This window comes from Colwellia maritima, assembly GCF_022669015.1.
GTDB lineage: Bacteria > Pseudomonadota > Gammaproteobacteria > Enterobacterales > Alteromonadaceae > Colwellia > Colwellia maritima.
In genome coordinates this window covers 338,808-365,528 of the sequence record NZ_JAKKSL010000005.1, presented here as the reverse complement: position 1 = coordinate 365,528, position 26,721 = coordinate 338,808, and the positions used below count along the sequence as shown (strand labels likewise).

23 protein-coding genes and 2 pseudogenes are annotated in these 26,721 nt (G+C 35.3%); 12 read left to right on the top strand and 13 right to left on the bottom strand.

Translation table 11 applies throughout. The features are described from left to right. The first annotated feature begins 167 nt into the window (after positions 1–167). The 3 genes and pseudogenes from nhaB to dsbB all read left to right on the top strand — a co-directional run bounded on the left by nhaB (position 168) and on the right by dsbB (position 4,065). Positions 168–1,758, top strand: a pseudogene (gene nhaB, locus L3081_RS22335) (sodium/proton antiporter NhaB). A 265-nt stretch (positions 1,759–2,023) separates the two neighbouring features. Continuing rightward, positions 2,024–3,412 carry a sodium:proton antiporter NhaD gene (gene nhaD / locus L3081_RS22330; RefSeq protein WP_242288492.1) on the top strand — a complete coding sequence of 463 codons (1,389 nt, stop codon included), beginning with the start codon at positions 2,024–2,026 and terminating at the stop codon, positions 3,410–3,412. A gap of 134 nt (positions 3,413–3,546) precedes the next feature. Further along, entirely contained in the window at positions 3,547–4,065 is a 519-nt protein-coding gene (gene dsbB / locus L3081_RS22325) for a disulfide bond formation protein DsbB (RefSeq protein ID WP_242288491.1), read from the top strand. Between the two features lies 1 nt (position 4,066). Here the strand turns inward: dsbB and L3081_RS22320 are convergent, their stop codons facing one another. Then, a complete protein-coding gene (locus L3081_RS22320) occupies positions 4,067–4,714 on the bottom strand; it encodes a TetR/AcrR family transcriptional regulator (protein WP_242288490.1) in 648 nt (215 codons plus the stop codon). 560 nt (positions 4,715–5,274) lie between these two features. Between L3081_RS22320 and L3081_RS22315 the strand changes: the two genes are divergently transcribed. Then, complete coding sequence (locus L3081_RS22315) at positions 5,275–7,131, top strand: M2 family metallopeptidase (RefSeq protein WP_242288489.1); 1,857 nt, start codon at positions 5,275–5,277, stop codon at positions 7,129–7,131. Between the two features lie 97 nt (positions 7,132–7,228). Here L3081_RS22315 and L3081_RS22310 read toward each other — a convergent pair whose 3' ends face one another. The 5 genes from L3081_RS22310 to L3081_RS22295 all read right to left on the bottom strand — a co-directional run bounded on the left by L3081_RS22310 (position 7,229) and on the right by L3081_RS22295 (position 11,988). Beyond that, positions 7,229–7,390, bottom strand: coding sequence for a YceK/YidQ family lipoprotein (locus tag L3081_RS22310; protein WP_242288538.1), 162 nt, complete (start codon positions 7,388–7,390; stop codon positions 7,229–7,231). Continuing rightward, entirely contained in the window at positions 7,360–7,581 is a 222-nt protein-coding gene (locus tag L3081_RS22305) for a hypothetical protein (RefSeq protein WP_242288488.1), read from the bottom strand. Before L3081_RS22305 ends, L3081_RS22310 begins: the two co-directional genes overlap by 31 nt. A 305-nt stretch (positions 7,582–7,886) precedes the next feature. Next, a complete protein-coding gene (locus L3081_RS22300) occupies positions 7,887–8,324 on the bottom strand; it encodes a methyl-accepting chemotaxis protein (RefSeq protein ID WP_274620705.1) in 438 nt (145 codons plus the stop codon). Then, a complete protein-coding gene (locus L3081_RS27460) occupies positions 8,260–9,858 on the bottom strand; it encodes a methyl-accepting chemotaxis protein (protein ID WP_274620704.1) in 1,599 nt (532 codons plus the stop codon). Before L3081_RS27460 ends, L3081_RS22300 begins: the two co-directional genes overlap by 65 nt. A gap of 558 nt (positions 9,859–10,416) precedes the next feature. Beyond that, positions 10,417–11,988, bottom strand: a complete 1,572-nt coding sequence (locus L3081_RS22295; RefSeq protein ID WP_242288487.1) for a sigma 54-interacting transcriptional regulator — start codon at positions 11,986–11,988, stop codon at positions 10,417–10,419. A 293-nt stretch (positions 11,989–12,281) separates the two neighbouring features. Between L3081_RS22295 and megL the strand changes: the two are divergent. Then, positions 12,282–13,488: pseudogene (megL, locus tag L3081_RS22290) on the top strand (methionine gamma-lyase). A gap of 65 nt (positions 13,489–13,553) precedes the next feature. Here megL and L3081_RS22285 read toward each other — a convergent pair. The 4 genes from L3081_RS22285 to L3081_RS22275 all read right to left on the bottom strand — a co-directional run bounded on the left by L3081_RS22285 (position 13,554) and on the right by L3081_RS22275 (position 16,584). After that, entirely contained in the window at positions 13,554–14,294 is a 741-nt protein-coding gene (locus L3081_RS22285) for a ThuA domain-containing protein (RefSeq protein WP_242288486.1), read from the bottom strand. A 52-nt stretch (positions 14,295–14,346) separates the two neighbouring features. After that, entirely contained in the window at positions 14,347–15,495 is a 1,149-nt protein-coding gene (locus L3081_RS22280; protein ID WP_338027461.1) for a GMC oxidoreductase, read from the bottom strand. Positions 15,496–15,698: 203 nt separating this feature from the next. Then, complete coding sequence (locus L3081_RS28695; protein WP_338027460.1) at positions 15,699–16,040, bottom strand: hypothetical protein; 342 nt, start codon at positions 16,038–16,040, stop codon at positions 15,699–15,701. Between the two features lie 10 nt (positions 16,041–16,050). Next, entirely contained in the window at positions 16,051–16,584 is a 534-nt protein-coding gene (locus tag L3081_RS22275; RefSeq protein ID WP_242288485.1) for a gluconate 2-dehydrogenase subunit 3 family protein, read from the bottom strand. 498 nt (positions 16,585–17,082) lie between these two features. Here L3081_RS22275 and L3081_RS28690 point away from each other — a divergent pair, with 498 nt between their 5' ends. The 6 genes from L3081_RS28690 (at position 17,083) to L3081_RS22245 (ending at position 21,054) form a co-directional block, all read left to right on the top strand. Next, on the top strand, positions 17,083–17,256 hold the full coding sequence (locus L3081_RS28690; RefSeq protein ID WP_338027459.1) for a carboxymuconolactone decarboxylase family protein: 174 nt from the start codon (positions 17,083–17,085) through the stop codon (positions 17,254–17,256). A gap of 182 nt (positions 17,257–17,438) precedes the next feature. Further along, positions 17,439–18,452 carry a phospholipase A gene (locus L3081_RS22265; RefSeq protein WP_242288484.1) on the top strand — a complete coding sequence of 338 codons (1,014 nt, stop codon included), beginning with the start codon at positions 17,439–17,441 and terminating at the stop codon, positions 18,450–18,452. Between the two features lie 111 nt (positions 18,453–18,563). After that, complete coding sequence (locus tag L3081_RS22260) at positions 18,564–18,824, top strand: DnaJ domain-containing protein (RefSeq protein WP_420839777.1); 261 nt, start codon at positions 18,564–18,566, stop codon at positions 18,822–18,824. Between the two features lie 92 nt (positions 18,825–18,916). After that, positions 18,917–19,393, top strand: a complete 477-nt coding sequence (locus L3081_RS22255; RefSeq protein WP_242288483.1) for a hypothetical protein — start codon at positions 18,917–18,919, stop codon at positions 19,391–19,393. Between the two features lie 75 nt (positions 19,394–19,468). After that, positions 19,469–20,116 carry a hypothetical protein gene (locus tag L3081_RS22250; RefSeq protein WP_242288482.1) on the top strand — a complete coding sequence of 216 codons (648 nt, stop codon included), beginning with the start codon at positions 19,469–19,471 and terminating at the stop codon, positions 20,114–20,116. Between the two features lie 17 nt (positions 20,117–20,133). After that, a complete protein-coding gene (locus L3081_RS22245; RefSeq protein WP_242288481.1) occupies positions 20,134–21,054 on the top strand; it encodes a DUF6178 family protein in 921 nt (306 codons plus the stop codon). 153 nt (positions 21,055–21,207) lie between these two features. Here the strand turns inward: L3081_RS22245 and L3081_RS22240 are convergent, their stop codons facing one another. Then, positions 21,208–22,563 (bottom strand): MBL fold metallo-hydrolase RNA specificity domain-containing protein, encoded by a 1,356-nt coding sequence (locus tag L3081_RS22240; RefSeq protein ID WP_242288480.1) that lies wholly within the window; start codon positions 22,561–22,563, stop codon positions 21,208–21,210. Positions 22,564–23,391: 828 nt separating this feature from the next. On the opposite strand from L3081_RS22240, the gene L3081_RS22235 reads away from it, so the two are divergent. Then, on the top strand, positions 23,392–23,892 hold the full coding sequence (locus L3081_RS22235; protein WP_242288479.1) for a hypothetical protein: 501 nt from the start codon (positions 23,392–23,394) through the stop codon (positions 23,890–23,892). Between the two features lie 104 nt (positions 23,893–23,996). On the opposite strand, the gene L3081_RS22230 is transcribed toward L3081_RS22235, so the two are convergent. After that, positions 23,997–24,521 (bottom strand): YgjP-like metallopeptidase domain-containing protein, encoded by a 525-nt coding sequence (locus L3081_RS22230; RefSeq protein ID WP_242288478.1) that lies wholly within the window; start codon positions 24,519–24,521, stop codon positions 23,997–23,999. 1,091 nt (positions 24,522–25,612) lie between these two features. Beyond that, positions 25,613–26,626 carry an AraC family transcriptional regulator gene (locus tag L3081_RS22225; protein WP_242288477.1) on the bottom strand — a complete coding sequence of 338 codons (1,014 nt, stop codon included), beginning with the start codon at positions 26,624–26,626 and terminating at the stop codon, positions 25,613–25,615. Positions 26,627–26,721 lie beyond the last annotated feature (95 nt).

Here is a 26,721-nt window from a genome sequence, read left to right as displayed (position 1 = left end):
GTGATCACATTCCCTGTTATGTACGAGTCAAACTAGCTTTTAATTCATACGTAAGTTTTTAATCTTAAATACTGTTATTTACAAAACATATAATAGTGCATAAACTCTTTTCAATAATGAATATTTTCATCTGACTATATTTAACGACTGACAAAAAAAGGTAGAGTATGCAACAATCATTTATGAGTGCATTTTATAAAAATTTTTTGGGAAAATCGCCCGAATGGTACAAACTAGCTATCATTGCTTTTCTAGTAATAAATCCTATTTTATTCTTTGTTATAAGCCCCTATATTGCAGGTCAAGCATTAGTTGTTGAATTTATATTTACACTCGCAATGGCATTAAAATGTTACCCATTACAACCGGGTGGATTATTAGCAATTGAAGCGGTATTTATTGGAATGACATCACCTGATCAAGTGATGCATGAAATGGTAATCAATATTGAAGTAATACTGCTATTAATATTTATGGTTGCGGGCATTTACTTTATGAAAAGTTTATTACTCTTTTTGTTTACTAAAATAGTCACTAATGTTCGTTCAAAAACCCTAGTTTCATTATTGTTTTGTTTTTCAGGCGCCTTTTTATCTGCCTTTTTAGATGCACTAACCGTTATTGCCGTAATTATCAGTGTCGCGGTTGGTTTTTATTCTGTTTATCACAAAGTCGCGTCAGGTAAAGAACCCGAGCATGACCATGACCATAGCCATGATAACCAGATGCCTGACTATAATCGTAATGATTTAAGAGAATTTCGTGGGTATTTGCGTAACCTTCTTATGCATGCCGCTGTTGGTACCGCACTGGGCGGTGTTTGTACTATTGTGGGCGAACCACAAAACTTGATAATTGGACAACAAGTCAAGTTGGGAATTCATTGAATTTGCAATTCGCATGTCGCCTGTAACAGTACCGGTATTTTTATCAGGCATGATAACGTGCGTATTGTTAGAAAAGCTGAAATGGTTTGGCTATGGAGTAAAACTTCCAGTTAATGTGCTTAAAGTACTCAGTGAGTTTGATGAAGAAGAAAGCAGAAAACGTACCAAACGCGATACAGTAAAACTTATTATGCAAGGGTTTATCGCTGTATGGTTAATTACCGGCTTGGCATTACACTTAGCTCCCGTTGGTTTAATTGGTTTAACGGTTATTGTTTTTGCTACCTCATTTACCGGTATTACCGAAGAACATCAAATTGGCCATGCGTTTGAGGAAGCACTTCCTTTTACTTCACTACTCGCCGTATTTTTTGCTGTTGTTGCTGTAATTATTGATCAACAACTTTTTACCCCAGTAATCGCTTGGGTATTAACTTATGAAGGCAATATGCAACTTGTTATGTTTTATTTAGCTAACGGTCTATTGTCTATGGTTAGTGATAATGTTTTTGTCGGTACTGTGTATATTACAGAAGTTCAAAATGCATTAGCGGCAGGTCAAATAACACGCGATCAATTTGATTTACTCGCGGTAGCCATTAATACTGGTACGAATTTACCAAGTGTTGCTACACCAAATGGTCAAGCTGCCTTTTTATTCTTGTTAACTTCAGCAATTGCACCACTAGTGCGTTTATCATATGGACGAATGATGATTATGGCTTTACCTTATACTCTGGTATTAACCTTAGTTGGTTTAGGCGCAATTGCTTCGGGTCATCTAAGTAATTCTACTGAAAACTTTTATGAATCTGGCCTTATTGAACATCACAAAGCCGGCTCGTCTCACTCGGCCCCGCCCAAACATTGATCGTCTTTAGATACTGAAAAATATACAAAAAGCGCCTTTTGGCGCTTTTTTTATTTGTGTCATTTTAGATCGATAATACGTGAGCTATGTTAATCTAAATAAAATAGCATGGATTCTAAAAAGTATTGAATACATCAACATATCTACTTAAAAAAGAGTTGTTTCATATCAAATCATCGACGTTAATCTAATTGCTGCGCATCCTTGCGTTTGCTAGAATCTGGCAAAATAAAAACATAATAACTTAACTTTACTGAGATCACACATGAAACAGCTTATATTCATTTTACTGGTTATGCTGATGCCAAGTATTGTCTTTGCATCAGATAGTACTCATCAAACAATAGATTTAACTTCTCATTGGATTGGCTACACAGCCATTGCTATTTTTGTTTTGGCTTACACCTTAGTTATTCTTGAGGAACAACTACATTTAAGAAAATCCAAACCTGTTTTATTAGCCGGGATAATTTGGATTCTTATTGCCTATTATTATAGTACTCATGGTATGCCGCATTCAGCAGAAGTTGCTATTCGTCACAACTTTTTAGAGTATGCTGAACTCTTCTTTTTCTTACTTGTTGCCATGACCTATATCAACGCCATGTTAGAACGTGATGTTTTTGATGCACTTCGTGACTGGTTAGTTGCCAAAGGTTTTAGTTATAAAACATTATTCTGGCTAACAGGTATTCTTGCATTCTTTATATCGCCTATTGCTGATAACTTAACAACAGCCTTAATTATGTGTGCAGTTGTTCTTGCCGTTGGTAAAAATGAGCCAAAATTTATTGCATTAAGTTGTATTAATATAGTAGTTGGCGCCAATGCAGGTGGTGCATTTAGCCCATTTGGTGACATAACCACGTTAATGGTTTGGCAAAAAGGCATGGTGCAATTTAATGAATTTTTCCACCTATTCATTCCTTCTGTTGTTAACTTTGTTGTACCTGCGTTTATAATGCAATTTGCGATACCAAGAGGGAATCCAACTTCTCAATCAACTGAAATGACAAAAATAAAAAATGGCGGATTGGTGATTGTTGCTTTATTTATTTTAACCATTATTACCGCGGTTTCTTTCCATAACTTTTTACACCTACCACCAGTTTTTGGAATGATGCTAGGTTTAGCTTATTTGAAATTCTTTGGGTACTATATTCGTAAATCAGGCCAAGGTGAAATTGATAAGTCAGATATGCCTACGGGTCACCAAATTGAAGATGATTTTGATATTTTTGATAAAATCGCCAAAGCAGAATGGGATACCTTATTTTTCTTTTATGGTGTTATTTTAGCCGTGGGTGGTTTAGGTTTTATCGGTTATTTAGGCATGACCTCAGAATTTATGTATGGTCAATTAGGGGCAACAACTGCTAATATTTTGGTTGGTATTCTCTCTGCTATTGTTGATAACATCCCCGTTATGTTTGCCGTATTAACGATGAACCCAGAGATGTCACACACTCAATGGTTACTAGTCACATTAACCGCAGGTGTGGGTGGTAGTTTGTTATCAATAGGCTCAGCTGCAGGTGTTGCTCTAATGGGGCAAGCTCGCGGATATTATACTTTTTTTAGTCACCTTAAATGGACGCCGGTAGTTGCATTAGGTTATGGCGCTAGCATTTATGTTCACTTATTGATTAACTAATACCCAATAAAAAACTTGTAACAATTTCAATAATGTTATTAAACGTTTATTTGTTATAATTAAAAGCTTCTAATTGATTTTAGGAGCTTTTTTATTTTCAATTCAATAATACTCATAGAATTTTTAGGAAAAACATGAACGTTTTAAGTGATTTAACAACCCATTCAAAGCCCTGGTTATTATTAGCCTTGTCTGCTTTAGCACTAGAGCTATGCGCATTATTTTTTCAATACGTACTAGACTTGGCACCTTGTATTATGTGTGTATACCGGCGCGTTGCTGTCTGCGCAATTATGTTAGCCGGCGTCATTGGTTTTATCGGATCGAATTATTTACTCCCCCGCATTATTGCTTATATTTTATGGGCTACAGGGGCTATTTGGGGACTACTCGTCGCGTTAGAGCATGTGGAAATCCAAGCAAGTTCAGGTTCTTTATTTTTTAGTTGTGAGTTTATTCCTAACTTCCCATCGTGGGCGCCTTTACACGAGTGGATCCCATTTTTATTTGAAGCAACAGGTGATTGTGGGGAAATAAGTTGGCAATTTTTAGGGTACAGCATGCCACAATGGATGATTGTTGTTTACGGTGTATATACCTTAGCTTTTACCGTGGTTTTACTTAACCGATTAATACAGGCAAAAAAATTATAATTTACACCTCATGACAAGCGCTTATCTGATGATAGGCGCTGCTACACCAAAGAGCAACATACGGAATAACCTGCCTAATAACCCCTGCTATATCAACCTGCCGCTCAAAGTCATTCAATGCAATATCAATTAACGCGTCACTTGACGACATAGTAAAAACAATTGTACCCATAGTGAAATGTAATCGCCAAAACATTTCTTCTGCTGTTAACTCTGGATAAGCTTTGTGAACCGCATTAGTGAAGTTGGTAAAAACACCTGGATATTGTGTGGTTAAAAACCACCTTAAAAAGCCTTGGCTATCGGTATAACCTCTGCCGAGTAATTGTAAGAATATACTCGTACCATTGTCTTTAAATGTATTTAAGTAAAGCAACGGATCTATAAAAGCAGAAAAAACATCATTTAAGGTAGGAGATGCTTCATCTGTACATAATGCACCTAAAGCAGACTCTAAACGGGGACTGAGTTCATTCATGTACCGAGACATAACCGCTTTAATCAACTCTTTTTTTGAGCCAAAATGATAATTTACTGCAGCTAAATTTACCTCGGCTTGGCTTGTGATCTCTCTTAGTGATGTTCCATTAAATCCTTTATCTGAAAAAAGAACTTCCGCCGCATCTAAAATTTTATTTTTTGTACTCATATTTCTTTTTACCAATAATGAAGGCAACATTATTATTTATTAAAATTCAAACAAGCGTTTAAAATAGCTTATTTATCACGTTCAGGTCAAGTGCCATTAACATACAATGGTCAATTATAATATTTCATGCAGAAATATTGAACTAATCATGATTACACGCTTCTAATTTAGTGAACAATACATGTTTATTCACTGACTCAGTGGCCTGATCTGTCAATCTGCTCTGAGTCTTTTTTTTGTTCTAATTCTCACAGTCAACAAGTTAACATTTTATTTACTTAAATTTAGTTAAATAATTACAAACTGTTAAACATTCTATACAGTAGAAAATAGTACGACGACATACATTTGCCTTCACAAAAAACAGATAAATACATTAAATACAAACTCTTACATTAAATTCATTGGTTTTTTATTAACTTTTCGGTGAATTGCTTAAGCCCCCTTTTGTTCAAACTTCACTTTATTCTTATGTTGCTCCTCTTCTTGCACCTTTGCTTTAGTACCATCTTTGAATATACTAAATTTACCAAATAATTAATAAAGCTCCCTTATTTAGAATGAAAAACATAACAAACACATTTAAATTTACAGCTATTGCATTAGTTGTTGTAACGTCATTAAGTGCCTGCAACCAAAATGAAGCTGCTTCAAACGACACAACAAAAAAAGAACAGATTTCAACTAAAAAATTAACAAGTAAAGATGCACAAGTATTTTTAGATAATGTAGCCAAAGAAATGGTGGCCTTAGGTGTATCAGGTGCTCGCGCAGAATGGATCTATGCTAATTTTATTACGGAAGATACGTCGTCTCTAGCCGCTGAAGCAAGCCAAAAGTCAACTGAAGCGGGCGTGCGCTTTGCAATGCAAGCAGCTAAATTTGACAACGTGGAAGTAAATCCAACACAACGTCGTCAATTAAATTTTCTTAAGCAATCATTAGTATTACCTGCCCCTCAAGATTCAGCTAAATCCGCCGAACTTGCGAAAATTGGTGCAGAACTTGGTAGTATTTATGGTAAAGGAACATACACAACAAAGGCAGGTAAAAAAATGAGCCTGGGTGATATGACATCAACCATGGCAACATCTAGAGATTACGATGAATTATTAGAAATGTGGCAAGGATGGCGAGAAATCAGCCCCAAAATGAAGCCGTTATATACTCGCCAAGCCGAATTAGCGAATGAAGGTGCCAAAGGCTTGGGCTATAAAGACTTGGGTGCAATGTGGCGCTCAAACTATGATATGCCTGCAGACGATTTTGCTAAAGAATTAGATCGTCTATGGGGACAAGTTAAGCCTTTATATGACGATTTACATTGTTATGTTCGTAGTGAGCTAGGTAAAGAGTATGGTGAAGATAAAGTACCACAAGACAAGCCAATTCCTGCCCATTTACTTGGTAATATGTGGGCACAGTCTTGGGGAAACATCTATGATGTCGTAGCACCTGAAGATGCAGATCCTGGTTATGATGTCACGAAACAATTAGCGGAACATAATTATGATGAGATAAAAATGGTTAAAGGTGCGGAGAAATTTTTCACCTCGCTTGGTTTTGATGCCTTACCAGACACTTTTTGGACACGCTCTTTATTTACCAAACCCGCAGATAGGGACGTGATATGTCATGCCTCGGCGTGGGATTTAGATTCAAAAGACGATTTACGCATAAAAATGTGTATTCAAAAAACAGGTGAAGAATTCTCGGTAATACATCATGAGTTAGGGCATAATTTCTATCAGCGTGCCTATAAAGACCAACCAGTGTATTTCCAAAATAGTGCAAACGACGGCTTCCATGAAGCTATTGGCGATACCATTGCCCTTTCAGTAACACCCAAGTATTTGAAAGAAATTGGCTTAATTGACACTATTCCTGATGAGTCTAAAGATATCGGCTTATTAATGAAAAAAGCGTTAGATAAAGTGGCTTTTATTCCGTTTGGTTTAATGGTCGATCAATGGCGTTGGAAAGTATACTCTGGCGAAATAACACCTAAAAACTACAACACTGCGTGGTGGGAATTACGTGAAAAATATCAAGGTGTAGCCGCACCAATAGCACGTGATGCTGATGCATTTGATCCGGGTGCAAAATACCATGTTCCAGGTGGCGTTCCTTATAGCCGATATTTCCTAGCGCACATCCAGCAGTTTGAATTTCATCGTGCTTTATGTGAAATTTCTGGTAATACCGACCCCATTCACCGTTGTTCAATTTACAACAACAAAGAAGCAGGTAAAGCCCTTAATACCATGTTAGAAATGGGCTCAAGTCAACCTTGGCAACAAGCGTACAAAGTACTTACCGGTAATGAACAAATGGATGCTACGGCTATTTTAGACTACTTTGCTCCATTGCAAACTTGGTTAAAAGATAAAAACCAAGGAAAAGAGTGCGGTTTTTAATTCGTTAGCGTTATTTTAGGTTAAATTGAAAAGCCCTTATATTACAAATCTATGGGCTTTTTTTACAATCAATCTAATAAGTTAAAAAATAAAAAAATTAATTTACTTTAATTGAACCTTTATTAGCCTGCATGACTAGGGTGTACGGTAAAACAATAGTGTCTGAAACAGCTGAAAAAGCGGAATCAATAACAACAAATGGAATGCTATTAAACGAACTACCTATATTTACTTTTTTACTGGGCTCACCATAAAGCAGACATAAATTATATGAAATGCCACTGTAAACTCTAGGGATACTTTCACAATAGCTTTTTTCCCATAATGAGAAATATTGATATGATTTTTGGGTGGGTCAATGGTTTTAACCGTTGCACATGAGGATGCAGATAACACTAACACCGCGCAAATAACTCGTTTTTTTAAAACGCTTTTCTGTTCAACTTTCATTAAAATTCCTTTAGCCACTTACTTGTAGGCAATTTACTATTACACCAATTAACAGGTGTAGTTTACCTAAATTAGTAACTAAAAGAATATGCTTTTATTTATGAAAAAGACTTTTAATACCAATCTCGCTAACTATGTGATCATTTCTACTTGATAAAATCGCCCACTACATTGTTATTTTTTTAATAATTAGAACAACGTAATTGAAATAAATGCCTTGTATTTGGCAATTTTTTCTACGTACAAAATAGATCACCTAATGAATGAAACTGGTATAACGTAAACTAGCGAGACAATAAGCAAACTTAACGCTGATTGCTCACATTAAACACCCCGACTAATTGCTGTAATTTGTTCGCTGTCGTATCAACCATATTTGAACTAATCGCCAACTCAGCAATAGAGTTCGCCATTTGTTGTGTTACTTCAGTGACGGTGCGCGCGGTCTCACCATTACGGGCACTGTTTTGCTCGATAATATTAATAGTTTCAAACATGTTTTCGACAATAGCGTGTAATTCTTGGTTCTCACCTGAAGCAGCTTCAGTAAGTTTTAGACTTTGATCCACATCTTTAACGCCAGACTCCATAAAGCTTACTGCGGTTTGAGTTTCTTCTTGTAAACCATGAACCATCGTTTTGATGTCTTGTGCTGCAGCAGCTGTTCTCGCAGCTAAATTACGTACTTCCCCCGCAACAACAGAAAATCCACGCCCATGTTCCCCAAAGACGAGCAGCTTCAATAGCCGCATTAAGTGCTAGTAAATTTGTTTGATTGGTTATTTCTGTAATAACATTAGTAATATTGCCTATTTCGCTCATTCGCGCGTCAATTGATTGTACTGATTTGGCCGTACTGTCAACAATTTCACGAATAGCATAAGTACCCTCTCGGGCATCTTCATAGTCCTTTTTAGCGGTTTCAACCACCTCTGCCATGGTTAATTTCATGTCTTCTGCCGTATTTGACGCGTGTAGAATAACGTCACGTTGGGTTTCAATCATACCTTGCATTTGCACCATAGATTCATGTACTTGATGCGAACTATGATGTGCTTCCTCATTTCGTTGCAACATCAATTCGTTTGTCTTTTTGACGTTACCTGACGCGTGAATAACTTGACCAACAATACCGTCTAAATTGTCGATAAAACTATTGATCCATCGACTCATATCACCCGTTTCATCATGTTTAATATATCTAGGGTCTAGACGCTGTGTTAAGTTGCCTTCACCTTCTGCAATGGTTCTTAACACGCGAGTCATACCGTTCAAACGTTTTGAAACTTTATTTGTACCAAGCATTGAGAATATATAGGTGCTGAGTAACACACAAACGCCTGTGATGCTGTTGACCGTCATTGACGAAAAATCTGTATACTCAGAGATACTACTATGAATAACGACAATGCTAGTAACCATAACTAAATACAACTTCATTAAGGCTATATTGATTGAACGTCGACGATAAACTTCTTCTAAATCCCCTTCACACATCATACCCCAAGTATCAGGAGACCCAGGCAGTTGAAAAGTTACACCTTTTCCTATAACCGGAATATGCCGATAATCAGAATAGCCAGGATAAGTAACAAATAAATTTTGGCCATTATTAATAGTCTCTCTCACCCCAGGGTGAAGCTCACCCGTGGCGGGATCCGTAAAACGAATTTCTAATTCAGTGTGGCGTTTAATTTTAACGGTGCCAAAACCAGTATTTATACCCGTTTTTAGATTTTCACCATGACTAAACGTATTGTCTTCAAACCTTGAACGGGATAACGCTGTGCCTTGTTTTATATTGCGATCAAACACAGAATTAACCATAAATAAATAATTGTCTCCTGATTCTGGATAAATATGACCGGCTTCGCGTTGAATTAAATCCCCTAAAACATCATTGGGAACACGACCACCGATAATTGCAATTACCTCACCTTGTTCTATTATTGGAAAATAAAACATCAAGGTAACTTCATCATGAAACTTGGATGTTGAAGCACCAATTTTTAGTGTGATAGGGTCTACATAGGGGCCGTGTAAAAATGGCTTATTTTGTACTGCGGCAAGTGCTGTTCGTTGATCGTGAATATCTCCAACTCTGTTTGCATACGTACTCGCAACTATTTGATGATTAGCATCTAAAATGAATATTTCTGAAAAGTCTGGTGCCACTTGCCTTTTCTGTAATAATGCAGCTTGATTAGCATCAAGTTGTTGCAAGTTAAGTAAACTTACAAGTGAACTTAAATGATCCCAATGATTTTCTGTCCACAATTTTAGTAACTTAACTCTGGTTGCAGCTACCCCTTCGAAGGTTTGTTCAATGGTGGATACGTGCTTTTATTAGCAAAGCAAGACCATCCTAATGAAATTTTTCCATTTGATCCAAACCAGGGTAACCAATGGCGTTCTTTATTGGTTAATCGCATTAATTGACTTTTCAGTTGCATACTACTTCTCTTTATATGGGAAATGCAGAAATGTAAATGCAACCGTATTCGATCGTACTTACATTTCAATACAAGCAATATTAATGCCTAAAACAAAGCACCGTCGAATAAAAAATTGAGATTGTTACCATAATGGTGCGCATATATAATAAAAAACAATTAAGTTATTGCTTTTTATAACCTTTAATATTGAAGCTATATTAACTAAATGGCGTTAAGAACAAACATAACTAACTTTTAACCTTATGCAAAAAACAGTCTTATGCACCATATTGTAACTTTGAAGTATTCCCGCACTTTTATGGTGCTTTAGTTAAAGGATACTAGTGTTATACCAAGTCTATTAATATAGACTATAGTGAGAAAAATTTAAAAATATGCGCTATAAATGGATTCCGTATTTACGTAGTTTCATTGCTATTTTATTATGAGACACCTTTAAACGCTCAGCCGACTTTCGTGTTGTGGGAAATAAAGGGTAAAACTGAGCGAGTAGACTTTTCTCGAAATCATCTTGGGCACTTGCCCAGTCGATAACCGTGAAAGGCGGCTCAATTGTATTTTGCACTTGTAAGTGATCTGTTTCTTGAAAATACTTTGCTAATACCTGCTCAATCGCTTGTACCTCAATAACCGACGTAGTATTTAATGCAACCACAGAGAAAAGTACATTCTGCAATTGTCTTATATTCCCTGGCCATTGATATGTTTGTAATAATAACAAGGCTTGTTCGCTTAACTTAGGTACTATCGATGTGGTTTGCTCAACTTGTTTAGCTGCATTTTCAATAAAATGGTTTGCTAATAAAATAATATCTTCTCTTCTATCTCTAAGGGCAGGTAAAGCTAAACTAAGCACATTAAGGCGATAATACAGATCCTCTCTAAAGGATTTATTAATTATTAATTTTGATAAATTTTGATGACTGGCACTGATAATTCTCACGTTTGCATGTAATTCTTTTGTGCCCCCAACTCGACGATAAGAAAAGTCTTGTAGAAAACGTAACAGTTTTGCCTGTAAGTAAGTCGACATTTCCGCAATTTCATCAAGAAATATACTGCCTCCTTCAGCTAACTCAATCAAACCAGGCTTACCTGATTTTTTAGCGCCTGTAAAAGCGCCCGCACTGTAACCAAAAAGTTCGCTTTCTAATAAATGTTCAGGTAAAGCAGCGCAATTAATGGCTAAAAAAGGCGCCTTTGCTCTGTTACTACTCTGGTGTAATGCACGGGCAATCAATTCTTTACCGGTACCTGTTTCGCCACTAATCAATACAGGAAGATCTAACGTTGCAAAGCGCTCACCTTGCGCTTTAACAAGCAATATATTGGCTGATTTACCAATAATATTATCAAAACTGTGTTCATGGGGGGTTTGCATAAACGCCGGCTGTCTTCCCACTGCCGTCATTGAGCGTAAAGTGATCATTGCCCCTGTAATTTGACCTTGTCCAATTATTACGGGAGCAACCACTGGTGTTATATCTGTCAAATACGTTTTACCATTAAACACTAAAGACAAAGTGTTCGCTTTATCATTCAATAAACTAACGTATTTTTGATCAATAAAATTTTCAATGGATAATCCAATGATCGATTTTGGGTTATCATTTTTATCAGTCAATTTACGAGTAGCTGAATTTACGGCTAGGATTGTTCCTTTATGATCAATATCGATAATAGGATCAGGAATTCTATCTAATAAGGTCTGTAAGTGATTTTCACGCTGCTCACTAGGTAATAAAGTAACTTCTTTTATACTAATAATTCCCTCAACACTCTTGATGCATTGATTAATCTCTTTCATAGATAATGTTAAATGTTCTATATGCACAAAAGTAAATTTTGTACTAACTTCAACAGCTTTTAAATTCCAGGCTTGTTTAGCGAAAATTGACAATATTTCTTGGCTAATACCAATTCTGTCTGTCGATTGAATTTTTATGCGCACTTTAGTATCCCCAAATACAATTGTAATAAAATTAATACACGTAATTAAATTATTACAATACCACTAAAAACGCCTATAACACCGACAAACAAGTTAACTCATAAGCTATTGTTATATTAATAGATAACAAAACAAAACAAATTGTCATAAAAATATTACAAAATTAGAAGTAAAAACATCGTAAAAATCGTAACAAATTGAAATATATAGAAAAAACAATAATGGCAGTTAAATTGCTATAGAGATGCTATATAACTCACGATATAAACCACTACATAATAAAAGAGCGTAAAATGACCAAAAATAAGAACAAACATCTCGATAGCCAATCAATAGAAACTCAAGCCATTCATGCAGGTCGTATTAATGATGAACAATTTGGCTCATTAGCAACTCCGCTTTATCAAACCTCAACCTTTATATTCGATAACGCCCAACAAGGCGCAGACCGTTTTGCAGGAGAAAGTGACGGATATATATATACACGATTGGGCAATCCAACTATACGTCAATTAGAAATGCGTGTTGCCGCGATGGAAGGTATGGAAGATGCAGCCGCAACTGCTACCGGTATGGCAGCAGTTTCTGCTGCATTACTGACTAATTTACAAGTGGTGATCATATGATTTCATCTAAAGCTGTTTATGGATGCTCATTCGCCTTAATGAACCACATGTTGAAAAAATTTGGTATTGAAGTAAGTTTTGTCGATATGACAGTACCTGAGAATATAAATCGTGCGATCAAAGAAAATACCAAACTCATTTTTTTGGAAACCCCCATCAACCCAAATTTAGTGGTTCTTGATCTAGAAAAAATATGCGCTATAGCGAAAAATAATCAATTACTCTCTGTGGTCGATAACACCTTTTTGACTCCCATTTTACAGCAACCTGCCAAATTTGGCGCCGATATTGTAATTCACAGCGCGACAAAATATTTAAACGGTCATGGTGATGTCGTCGGCGGCATTGTCTGTGGTAACAATGAAATGATTACTGATATAAAATTAACCACCTTAAAAGATATAGGCGCGACTATGAGCCCACACGATGCTTGGTTAATTATGCGCGGTATTAAAACCTTGCCTATTAGAATGGAACGACATTGTAAGAATGCACAAATCGTTGCTGAGTTTTTAGAGCAACACAAAGCTGTTGCTCACGTTTATTATCCTGGCTTAAAATCTCATCCCGGTCATCAGTTTATTGGTAAACAAATGAAAGGCGCAGGCGGAGTGATTGCTTTTGAACTAAATACTGATTTAGGCGGAGGTGCTGACTTTATTAATAATATGCGATTATTTTCTATTGCCGTCAGTTTGGGTGATGCAGAATCATTAATTCAACATCCGGCCTCAATGACACACTCACCTTACACGGCAGAAGAACGTGCTGAAGCGGCATTACCGATGCTTTAATTAGAATTTCAGTTGGGTTAGAAAATGTTGATGATATTATTGCCGATTTACAGCAGGCTCTTATTAAAGTAAATACATAGGAGGTAAAAAGACTGTAATAGTAGCTAGCTATTTACCTAGCTACTATTACAGTTATTATCGTTTGTTATAGTCCCTTTCCTGTTGCAGCCCAATAAATGCCGCCATAAAGGTGTGCTAAAAACATAGGTTGTTGATATGCTGCCCCCAAATGTCCAAGACCAGTATAAAAAGAACGACCACCGTCATAATACTGATACCAAGCAAGGGGATGAAATTTTCCCATCCCTTGGACACTTAAATCGCCCCACGTTACTGCCGGCGCATAGGATGTTTCATCTACAGATAAAATGTATTGCAGCTGTTCTGTATGCGCTTCGCCATAATGATAATATTCATCGGTCCATAAAAAACGTTTAGGCAGCTGCGCAGCCCCAGGGAAAATATGGCTAACCACATCGATATTTGCTGTTTGGATAGTAGGATGAATGACAAAAGTTCTCCCCACTAATGCCTTAAACCAAGGCCAATCATGTTCGGTGTCTGCTGCAGAATGAACACCTACAAAACCTTTGCCTTGCGCTATAAAAGCTTCAAATGCTTTTTGTTGTGGTTCATTTAACACATCACCAGAGGTTAGCAAAAATATCACCACATCATAACTTGCCAATTTATCGTTGCTGAAATAGTTCGGGTCTTCCTGCCAATCAACCGTAAAATCATGAGTTTTGGCTAGGGTCCTTATCGCTGAAACCCCTTCTAATATACTTTGGTGATGCCAACCTGCCGTTTTTGTAAATAATAAGGCACTAAATTGTTTTGCTTGTACCGTTCCGCTACTTACACCGATGTCTAGCAATAATAACATGAAAAATAACAGACTTTTAACGTTTAGGTAATATTTCAAAAGTAACCCCCAATTAAATAGCATTAGCTGAAAGCTGTTTATCAGCATAATCTACAGCTCTTGCCGTAAACGCCATAAAGGTAATTGATGGGTTAACACAAGAAATAGATGGAAATGCGGAGCCGTCAGTGACAAATAAGTTGGCAACCTCATGACACTGATTCCATTTATTTAGATAGGAAGTTTTTACATCTCTTCCCATGCAAGCGCCACCCATTTCATGAATAGCTCCTCCTGGTGGTGCTTCACCTTCAAAGCCTTTAATATCTTTCAAACCTGCAGCTTCTAACATTTCTATAGCTGACTCAGTCATATCCTTAATCATGGCTTTTTCGTTCTCTTTAATAGCCACATCCATTACTAGCAGTGGCATTCCCCATTTATCTTTTTTACTTGCATGTAAATACACCCTATTTTCATAATCAGGTAAAGATTCACCAAACCCCCATAGCGTAAAGTACCAATGGCCGGGTTGTTTTATTTTTTCTTTAAATGATTTACCAATACCTTTACCATTTTTAGCCCATTGCCAACCTGCGCGGGACGCACCACATTGAAAGCCATATCCCCTTTTAAACGCTTCATTTTTATCATTATTAAGATTTCTAAAACGCGGAATATAAACACCACCGGGACGTCGACCTTTGTAATAATCGTCAAGATAACCAGGCACCATGCCTGAAGCACCTCCGCCCCCACAATGATCCATAACATATCGGCCCAACACATCATAACGGTTACCAATACCATAGGGAAAAGTTTCGGAAGTTGAGTTTAATAAAATCTGCACTGACGCTAAAGTAGAAGCACACATAAAGATAACTTTAGCTGAGACTTCTATGATACTCCCTGTCACCATATCAATATAACGAACCCCACTTGCTTTGCCTGTCTCTTCATCATAAAGCACTGACTGCACTTGGGCATTAGCTGTTAACGTTAGATTTCCAGTACGTTCTGCTGCGGGAAGTGCCGCTGAATTTGACGAATAGTATCCTCCGAAAGAGCAACCTCTAGGGCATTCACTGCGCGCCTGACATTGTCCTCTTCCAAGTGCCAAATGCTCTTCACTTGGCTCAGTAAGATGAGCGACACGGGCAGGAATAAAGTGACGATCAGGAAAAGTTTGCTCTATCTTTTTCTTCATGTCACGTTCAACCACATTTAACGGTAATGCGGGTAAAAATTTACCATCTGGTAATTCAGTTAAACTTTCATAACTCCCTGAAATACCGACAAAAGGCTCAATTTTATCGTACCAAGGTGAAATATCCCCATAACGTACAGGCCAATCAATACCATTACCGTCAAGCTTATTTGACTCAAAATCGAGTGCAGACCATCGGTAACTCTGTCGTCCCCATATTAGGGATTTCCCCCAACCATTGAGCTACGGTACCAAATAAAGGGTTTTTCTTGAATGTAAGGGTGATCTTTATCATTGATTAAATGGTGACGAGTGAAATCATTATAAATATAAACATCTTTTTGAATATGCTGATCAGCTCTAAATTCTTCAGGTACTTCTCCGCGAAAAGGCATTTCCCAAGGCGCTTTACCTTCGGTTTTATAAGCTCTGTGCTTCACCATTTCACCGCGATCTAACACGAGAGTTTTATAGCCTTTCTCACAGAATTCTTTTGCAGCATATCCACCTGACATACCCGATCCGACCACAATGACATCAAATACTGTTTTACTATTCATTCCACTTCCTCTAAAACCAAACGCCGCCGACTTCTTTAAGCTTCATCTCTTTATATGGCCCAGGTATAGGATCATATTTTAACGCTTGAGTTGCTCCTATTTCCGACGTGTAATACCCGATCACAATGAGCTGTTTTAGTGATTTGTAGTTTGCATTTTCTTGTGGGGTATTTAAGTTATCATCAAGGTTTTGTATTACCGCGACTTTATCTGAGTTAATTAACGATAAAAATGATGATATTGATAAGTGTAAGCTTGCTAATCCTTGTAGAAACTCAGTCCGTTTGGTTTGATCTAAAAATTCATGTAGATAAAAATCAATATACTGGGTTACACCGGCTTCGCTTGCTGAGGGTGTATCAGATTTAGGAATGATGATATCGGCAATGATAGAAATCATTATAGATTGCTGTTTTGTTAATCGTTGATTAACGTTGACAGTATCAGCAAAAGCAAGAGCACTATTAATAGCCATTACATCTAACGAACTAATACTACAACCAAGCATCACAGATAAACTAGTAAGGAACTTTCTTCTATTCATAATAAAATGTCTTTTAAAAATTAAACACAATGAACACAAGTTCATAAAACCTAAGAATGCATCCTTAGAAAAATTATATTCTAGATTATACGAAAAAAGTAAACTGCCAATATTGATTACAATTAATTGTTTACAAAAATAACGTATATTGGCTAGTTTAAGGTGAAAACTAAATGTCAATAAATAGCGGTGACTGTTTAATATTTCAAGAAAAAATATTGCTTTATATTTTAAGATTGGTCGAATGTAGTAATATTAGCAATTAATATTAACGTTATATTTAAACCAAGAAATAACAATTAAGTGGAGAATTATAAATGATTGGTGATGGTGAAAAAGTAAGACGACAAGTTATGGGCGATAGTTTTGTTGATAAGGCATTAGCCAATGTTGATGAATTTTCTGAGCCAATGCAAAAATTTATTAATGAGCATTGCTTGATCTACTTGGCAACGTCCAGGGTTAGATTTAAAAACTCGAAGTCTAGTTACTATCGCCATGCTAGCTACCTTAAGGGCGCCACAAGAATTAAAAGGACATATTAGAGGTGCATTAAATAATGGTGCAACTACAGATGAAATACGCGAAGTATTGTTACATAGTGGCGTATATTGCGGCGCGCCTGCACTACAAGAAGCATTCAGAGCAGCCAAAGAAGTACTTGATTTATAACCTTGATATTTTGTATTAGCCGCAAGTATTGGCATTACAGCGTATCCAAGTATTGGCATTACAGCGTATCAATGCTTTAAAAATTAATTTTCACCTTTATAAATAAACATAGTTATGACATTTTGGTTAGACAAAGCTATACTGACAGGCTAATTAAATATTGAATATAACTTCACCTAACTATGTTAAAACTACCGTTTTTATGTTTTATATCGCTTTCTTTTTCAACTACATTGTTTGCATACGAACAAACATTCGAAGACGTTTTTCAAGCTTGCCTATTCGAAACAATTAAAACAACAGATAAAAACCAAACACTACAACAAATTGAGAATCAATGTGAAAAAGCAATTCTAAAAAGCCAGTTAGGCAATCAAGAGCTTGGTGCTTTATCAACGCGTATGATAAAAGAAAGGCAGGAAGCTTTTAATCCCTATGTTATCACACCACATAAAATGAATTATATTCTTCCTGTATCCATTTCTGATGGAATAAATACCGAAGTTTATAATGAATATTCAAACTGGGCTGAGGAAATTAAGGACGTTGAAGCAAAATTTCAACTAAGTATTAAAGTACCATTAACCTCAGGAAGTATATTGAATATAGGCGATCAGCTATATTTTGGTTTTACGTTAGAATCATGGTGGCAACTTTATACAGGTAAACTTTCTCGCCCTTTTAGAGAAACAAATTATCAACCAGAGTTTTTCTATTTCACTCCCACTAATTGGCACCCTTTCAGTACAAACACAGCCCTTGTATTTGGCTTTGAACATCAATCAAACGGACGTTCAGAATTACTTTCTCGCAGCCGGAATAGAGTATATGTTACGTTTCTTTTTGAAAAAAACAATTTCGCTTTCTCCTTACGTTCATGGTATAGAATACCCGAAGGAAATAAGGTTACAACCCAAGATACAATTGGCGATGACAACCCTGATATAGATAAATACATGGGACATTTTGAACTTGGATTGGCATATGATTGGCGTAAAAACTATGAAGTATCATTAAAATTCAGAGAAAATTTTGCCGCACATCACGGCGCGATAGAATTAGGCTTCACTTTTCCGTTATGGGGGAAATTAAGAGGCTATGCTCAATACTTCAATGGTTATGGTGAAAGCTTGATTGACTATAACTATAAACAACAAAGCTTTGGTATTGGCTTTGCGTTAACAGATCTGTTGTAAACAACAAATAAGCAAACATAATGATATAAATAATATTGTTTCAAAGGTAGAATTGCACCAATCATATTCGCTATCATATTAAACATTGTGTAAAAGGTAACTAATCAGTTTATGGATCATTTTGAACAATTAGGTGTTAGTCGTGCCGCTACGACTATCGAAATTAAAAAAGCCTATAAAAAGCTCGCTAACAAATATCACCCTGATAGAAATGATAGCAGTGAAGCTAAAGAAAAATTTCAATTAATTCAACAAGCCTATGATGTCATTTCAGATCCCAAAAAACGATCTTTATACTTAAAAAGCAACTATACTGTAATTACAGATCCCCGAGAAATATCGGATTCGTTTTGGCAAAGCGCTTTGCGCTAACTTTTGACTAACTTATGAACTTGTTTATTAATGTAACATTTTTAAAACTCTTTCTTTGTTATTTAATTAGACTCTCTATCAGGAAAAAATAGATGCAAACCGAACAAAGCTTACCTGATTATTTAACCGACGACTTTTCTCTGTATTTAGAGAACATGACTTCTTTAGCTGATCCTGAAAATCCAGATTTATTAGCAAATTATTTAGCAAATTTATTTGAACAATTGAAAACTATGCCTTTACTATTTAATGGCATGGTAGACCAGTTAGCCATGGCAATATCAACCAAAATTAAAGTTGATAGCAAACAATTAGCAAAAATGAATCTCACAAAAGAACCTGCATGGTCAGAAGTTAAACCTTTTGTTGGTGTGCATGCTGATGCTAGACCTTGTATCACCGAAATTATGACTCACGCAGAACAAGAGTTAAAAATAGCGGTGTTACTTATCCATTTTTATAATAATTATGATACTACACCGATAAAGTCTCAAGATGATGAAGATGAACAACTAAATGATTATGAAACTAATGACTACGAAGTTACTGACTTTGATGAAAATTATTAAGATAATCTTTTAAGGTACTTCAATAAAACCCGTTAATTTACTAATTTAATAACCGTACAAGTTTAAGGAATCACTTTGACAAAAAATGCATTAATTCTTGCTAGCGATATTATTGAACAAGCACAAAATAGTGGTAGGCGCGCAGGAACTTCATTAGAAAAAATAGCCTCAGAACAAGGCGATGAGACAATGCTTGCTGTCTTAACAGAAATGGATATATTAACCGTCGCTAAAATTGTTAGAGAGCACGACGCAACCATTCCTTCTATTGCTACTTGGTTAATGGATGCGGAATCAATTAAACAATTGCTAAACGTTGAGCCTTCTTATTGGCAAAATATGGCTGAAGATCAAGTGTTTTGTGCTCAAACTGAAGCACACAGTTTATTAACACAAATTTTCCTTTCACATGATGATGAAGAAAAACAATTAGAAGTATTAAATACCATAGTCGAAGATGACTTTGGTCTTTTGTATTTATCATTACCTTTTGTTGGTCATGATTTTTCAGAATTAGAAGAAGATGAAGAACAAACCTCGGGCAGCATTGAAGAATTATTAATGAAAATCAAAACATTAAGCGAAGAAGCCTATCGAGAAATAATGACAGTCAGCACTAACGGTACTTTAGAAAATATTGAAAATTCATTAAAACAAAACGCTAATAAACAAAGAGTGACTGCCGTTGAAATGGATACTGACGATATGTTTGCGCCACTTTAATTGATTAGGATTTATCAATGAACATTGCAGAGTTAAGAAATCACCCTTTCCTACTTTTAATATTAAAAGATGGTGAAAATGAGGGGTGTTTTTCACCCGAGTTTATGCATAAAACTCAGCAACAATTATCTGATATGTCTTTGAGGATAGCCTCTGATAACTTATCAATAATTTATGCAGATCAAATAAAAAAAGCGTGTGAAATTGTGTTGGGGTTAAGCAATTTAGGTTTATTAGAACTTTGTGATAATGATACGGAAAAAGCTAAAGAGATTATTAAAGATCAAGGTATTGTTTATTGCTTTAGAGCGGGTTGGGCTAAGTATACTCAGCTTAAAAAAATATCCCCTTCATACTTTGAAGAAATATCACTGACGCGTTATGCATTAGGTACTAACGATACAAGTGATATTAGACAAATGCACGCCTCTTTAGAAAGTGAGGGCTATAAGAGTGCCATGCTTTTACGTGTCTACAAAAATATAGGGGCAAATTATTCTGCTAATACATTACTTATTGATAATGATGAAGAAGTGTTGTTATTTGAATTGCAAAAATTTCTTAATACTGCCGTTGCATTACTGCTTATAAAAAGTGACAAAAAAGTATTTACCAATACCTTATATCAGCAACTAATTACGTATTTAACCACAACAGAGCAGGAATCGCTTCTCGCTAATGTGGAAAACTGTATAAAAAGCATTTCTGAACAGTTACCGTCGGTAACCACAGAATATCTGCAAGGAATAGGTTTACTAGATTTTAATGAATTGAAGGGTTTGATGAAGCAACAAGCGACCCTACCTATTTATATTCAAGAAATATTAGAATTACCGTTAACCGTTACCAATGAGTTAAATGATGATTTTGAAGGGGGATATGATTTTCATGCTGATGATGAAGATGATCTCGCTTATTTAATGCCAGATGGTCAATAGGTAGGTGTTTAAAACACCAAAAATTCATAGTTTTCCATAAACAACGTTAGAATTACAAACATCCTCTATTCAATGGCTTATTTCATGAAAAAGAGGATGTTTTTTAGTTAAAAACTTCTTAAGTCGAGTTGAGGTTAAATAGATAATTTAGCATTAAACCCTTAAAATTTTATGGTAACTCGCTACCTCTACATCAAACTTAGTTGTTTGTCTTAAATGATCCCGCATTGCTTCACTTGCTTCAGGTTCGCCATGAACTAATTGGATCTTTGTATTCTTTTTAAGGTTTGAAGATAATAACCACTGAGTTAGATCTGCGTAATCACCATGACCAGATAAACCATCCAATGCTTCTACCCTTGCTTTAATGGGTAACCACTGCCCATGTATTTTAACTGTGTCATTACCTGCCATCATTTTTGCACCTCTCGTTCCGCCTGAAGAGTAGCCTGTGAACAATACGGTAGTACGATAATCACCAATAAGACGTTTCATGTGATGTAGAATACGTCCCCCCGTTGCCATGCCACTTCCGGCAATAATAATATGAGGCATCACTAAATCAGCTAAGGCTTTAGATTCATCAACCTTTCGAGTAAATGAAACAATATCACACATTTCCTGGCATTCTTGCTTAGTTAAACGGTTTAACTCAAAATGTTTACAATAAATATCAAAGACACTTATTGCCATAGGACTATCAAGATAAATAGGTAGTCGAGGAATACGTTCTTCTTTTATTAATGTCGCAAGCATATGTTGTATTGATTCAGTGCGTCCCACAGCAAAACTTGGGATTAGCAACACTCCACCTTTTTTAGCCGTTGAGTTAACAATCTCTGCAAGTTGTTCGTATGGATCACTTTTATCGTGTAAACGATTACCGTAAGTTGACTCAAGTAATAATAAATCAAGTTCAGGCAACGGTTTAGGTGGATACATAATATCATCGTTCGGTCGACCAACATCACCAGAAAAGCCGACACGCTTTCCTTCAGCTTTTAAAATAATACTTGCTGCGCCCAATATGTGACCGGCACTCTGTAACGTAATATTGATATCACCTATCGAAAATTCTTGATCAAAATTGACTGATTTAAATAACGAAAGAGAAGCTTCCGCCGTAGCTTTATCGTATAAAGGTTCGGGTTTTTTGTGTTTACTGAGCTTATGTTTACCATAAAATTTAGCATCTTCTTCCTGAATATGACCACTATCGGGAAGTAATATAGAGCATAAACTTGTTGTTGCACCATGAGTAAAAACAGGGCCTCTATATCCTTGCTTGTATAAAACAGGAATAAAGCCAGAATGGTCCAAATGTGCGTGTGTTAGTACAATAGCATCAAGGTCATTAATATCTAACGGTAAGGGTTCTCTATTGCGCTCACGTAGCCATTTATAGCCTTGATACAGGCCACAATCGACTAAAATTTTGGTATTTTCGGTTTCAACGAAATATTTTGAGCCGGTTACCGTTTCCGTACCACCAAGAAATGTTATTCTCATTTTTAATCTCCTATGCCAGTAAATACACTTACTTTCATATTGATTTGATAAAAGAAGTTATTTATATAAAAAGGTATTACTTGATAGCAATACAGATACCTATGCTTCAGTTCATTATAGGTTAAGACTGCATATAAAATAAATTATTGCTGTATTTTATATGATCATAATTCCTTCACGGTTCCACATAACATCAAATGGTTTATTTACTGGCTTATTACCATTATTAATAATGCTATATCACCTTATTAATAATACAAAAAAACAGTAAAATAATACTGATATAGATCATACTTAGTGTTTTACTGTGTTAGTTTTCATTAGCCCGTATGTTTTATCGAAATAGAACGCCATAAATAAAACAATACAGGTAAAGCAAGTAGAATTAGCATTACCGCACTGAACATGCCGCCAACCATTGATGCAGCGATGCAATGAATGACTTTTTAAGCAGTTCCTGTACCATTCTAGGCGATAAGCTAAAAACAAATGCCTCTGTGCTCAGCATTACAGGCCTTGCACGTAAGTACTTAGAACATAATAACTTTTGTTTTTAATGTGTTAAAAAATGAAATCACGAACGACCAACAAAAATTATACTTACTATCAAATGATGTCATAAATGCTGTTTTATTCAATTTACTAGTGTCGATAAAATCCAAAATAACAGTGCATTTGAACTAGTTTATCATTACAATTATTGGCTAAGTTAATGTTACGAATGGTGCAAAATACAAAATTGTCTAAATTAAAATACCTTGCTTCTTATTCTCCCAAAGATATGAACCTACCCATCTAATTCAACAATTTAGACATGCAAAAACTAAATTGATTATTTCTGTAGGAATGATCAGCGAAGGAACAAATATCTCTCGATTGCAGGTTTGTTGCCACCTAACTAACATCAAAACAGAAATGCACTTTAGGCTGATTTTAGGTCGAATACTAAGAATGACTAATTCAACAAACCAAGAAGCAATTATGTATATGCTTGCTGAGCCTAAGCTGTTGGAATATGCTTATCGAGTTAAGCAAGATGTGCCATTTGAAGCTGATGTAGTTAAGTTTGAAAAGATGAAAGCTGTTGTTGACGATGATTCTGAAAAAGATGAAAAAAGCAATATCACCTTCGATAAAACAAGAAACTTCGACTCAAGGGTTGGCATTGAGCTTGGTGGCTTTGAAAATATTGTTACCTCTGACGTGTTTGAGGAAGTCAGAGAGATAGCAGATGAACATTATTTGACTACTTCTTATGACAAAGTAGTCAATATATTTGGGCAGTTTAAACAAAAAGCTATAGCGCTTGGGTTGAGTGAATTGAGGTAATTATTAGCCTGTTGAAAAATAAAAAACAACTTTGTAACATCCAAAGCTTTGAATAAGTTAAGAATATTAATTTACGGGGCTAAATACCCAACATGGTGTCTTGGTTAGTATATATCACCTTTTAGTTCTAGTTGGGTTAGATATACACGCATTTCAAATTCTAATTGGTGGTAATCAGGTAACATATATTGGCACAATTGATAAAATGCCTTATCGTGGGGTTTTATCCGGATGTGAGCTAATTCATGAACAACTATCATCTCAAGAAACGCTTCAGGACCAGTTTTGAATATCTCACTAATCCGTATTTCATTTTTACTTTTTAATTTATTCCCTTGAACTCTCGATACAAAGGTATGCAGCCCTAACGCATTATTTACAACATGAATTTTTTTATCATAAATAACTTTACTCAAGGGAGAAGACTTTCGTAAATGTGTGTTTTTTAAATCCATAACATATTCACGAAGCATTTTATCATTGCTAATATTGTGAGATTTAGGATGTTTGTTAAGTAGAAAATTTCCTAACGTATCCTGCTCAACCATGGTTCTGATTTTATTTTGTAACTCTAGTGGGTATGAAGATAAATACTTCAGTTGATTTTGGTTTGTTTTTGAATATGTCATCTGTTCAAGTTAAGGCGTTTTTCAAAGCAGTTATCGCCCAAATTGTACATTACTTATTTACATTTCAACAGTTAGATGGTCTTCAATATATAAAATTAACCTGTGTCACGGGACGATTACATCACTTATACCTCCTAATTTCATCAAACTGCCAGTCATTACAATCTAACACTGCCACACAGTCGCTGCAGCTAAGGGCTGCTTCAGCTCAAAGCTGCCGTTCTAATAAACTCTTCCCAATAATTTAAGACACTAGATATAGTCTTAGTTAGATATTAATAGTTACTATTTATGTGTGTGAAAAAATCATAGAAGCTATAGCGTACATAGAAATTACAGCAATTATAATATCTCTTACTTTCTCTATTTCATCTTTACTTTCAGTATTTAAATCATCAATTTGACCAATTGAAATATCAAGTTTTTTTGAAGTACTCTCCTTAGCATAGACATTAGTAATATTTTCAGTTTTATCTTTATATAAATTTAATTTTAGCTTAATGTTGTTTGTTAGGTGATTGATGAATTTAATTTTCGTATGTAAAGATCTAAAGACAAGTATCAAAGCAAGAAGACTACTAAAAATTAGTGCTAAGCTGATGCTTTTTTATGCCCCTCTTAAAGCTGAGGCTAGAATAACTGTACCTGGTACAGCTAATGCCTGAATATAAAAGCTTTGTACTTGATCTTCTACTTTATTTACAAATTCGCTTACGTCATCTTCTAAATCTTTAATAAAATCTTCAAAAGAAAAACTTTTTAGATAAATTTTGTAATTTAAATGAAAAAGATTTAAAAGTTCAATACTTGAACATTATAGAAATAATTTTGGTTCAGGATTTTTCTTAAAATACTTAATTATAACCACAATAGATGTTTTACAGGTGTTTCGGCAATGTTACATAAGGACATAAATTGTTTATACCGGCCGGATGCATTATGTAAGAATTAAAACACATATAATTATGTACAATTAGGCCAATTTAGGTTATTAGCTACATTTGCATTCAAAATACTTGAACTAAAAGGTGATTGGTTAAATATTTGTTGATGAACTGCGATAGATTTTTTTTACATGTTAACTGTTGTCTTTACTCAGATCTTTCATTTTGATTCTTATAATCACTTGGTGAAATACCGAACCAACGCTTGAATGAACGCGAAAAATTACTACTATCGGTGTAACCTAACCTAAATGCTATTTCGAGGGTGTTCACACCAGATTTTAGATACTGTTCAGCGAGCTCTTGACGAGTTTCATCGAGCAAACTTTGATAACTCAAGCCAAGTTTATGTAGTTTTCTATGTAAAACACGAGGACTAATGAAAAGCATTTCAGCAGCTTTTTCTTTACGACAATAACCTGTTGGCAATAACTCAATCATCAAAGCTTTAAGTTTACTACTAAAATCTCCTTCATTTAATTTTGCTATCATTTTTAATGCAACAAGATCATTTTGTGAAGCAACTTCTGAATTGGCATTATACAGAGGCTTGCTACAATCACTATGATTTATATATAAGACTGTTTCATCACATTCAAATATTACAGGGCAACCAAAATAATCTTCGTAATATTGACGATATTCAGGTTTTGGAGATGTGGCTAAAGTAACTTGTTCAAAAGAGTAATTAGAATGATAAATCATTCTAATTACTCTTAATACAGCAATACAAAAAAACTCATGATGCCAATCATGAGTTTCTGATGAAAAATCTATTAATGGTTTAAATATCAGTCTATTAATATTAAGCTCTGTTTTATACGCCACCTCATTTAAAGAGCCAATTATCAAATGATATTTTTCGAACCGTGAAAAAAAATCACTCAAATTTTCACTACACATTGAAGAAAAACCTAAGACACTATAACTCGCCGGGTTTATCTCTTTAGCAGCTTTAAAAACTAATAAAGGGTCGTTTGCTGCAGTAATAAGGATTGAATAAGATTTTTCCGCAATATGCCCAGGCACACGATGCATATCATTTTTATAATCAGTTAAATTAATATTATGTTCTGCTAACAACTCCTCCCCATTTATTCCTAAAACGGCTAAAGCCTTCAAGACATCTTTTATATTATTTACTGATGTAGAATGCGCCATATTACATCTAATTTCCTTTGATTATCTGACCGTTACAACAAAAATATAATTCGTGAATAAATTATGATTGCCTGTGCATAAAAAACTAATATTTA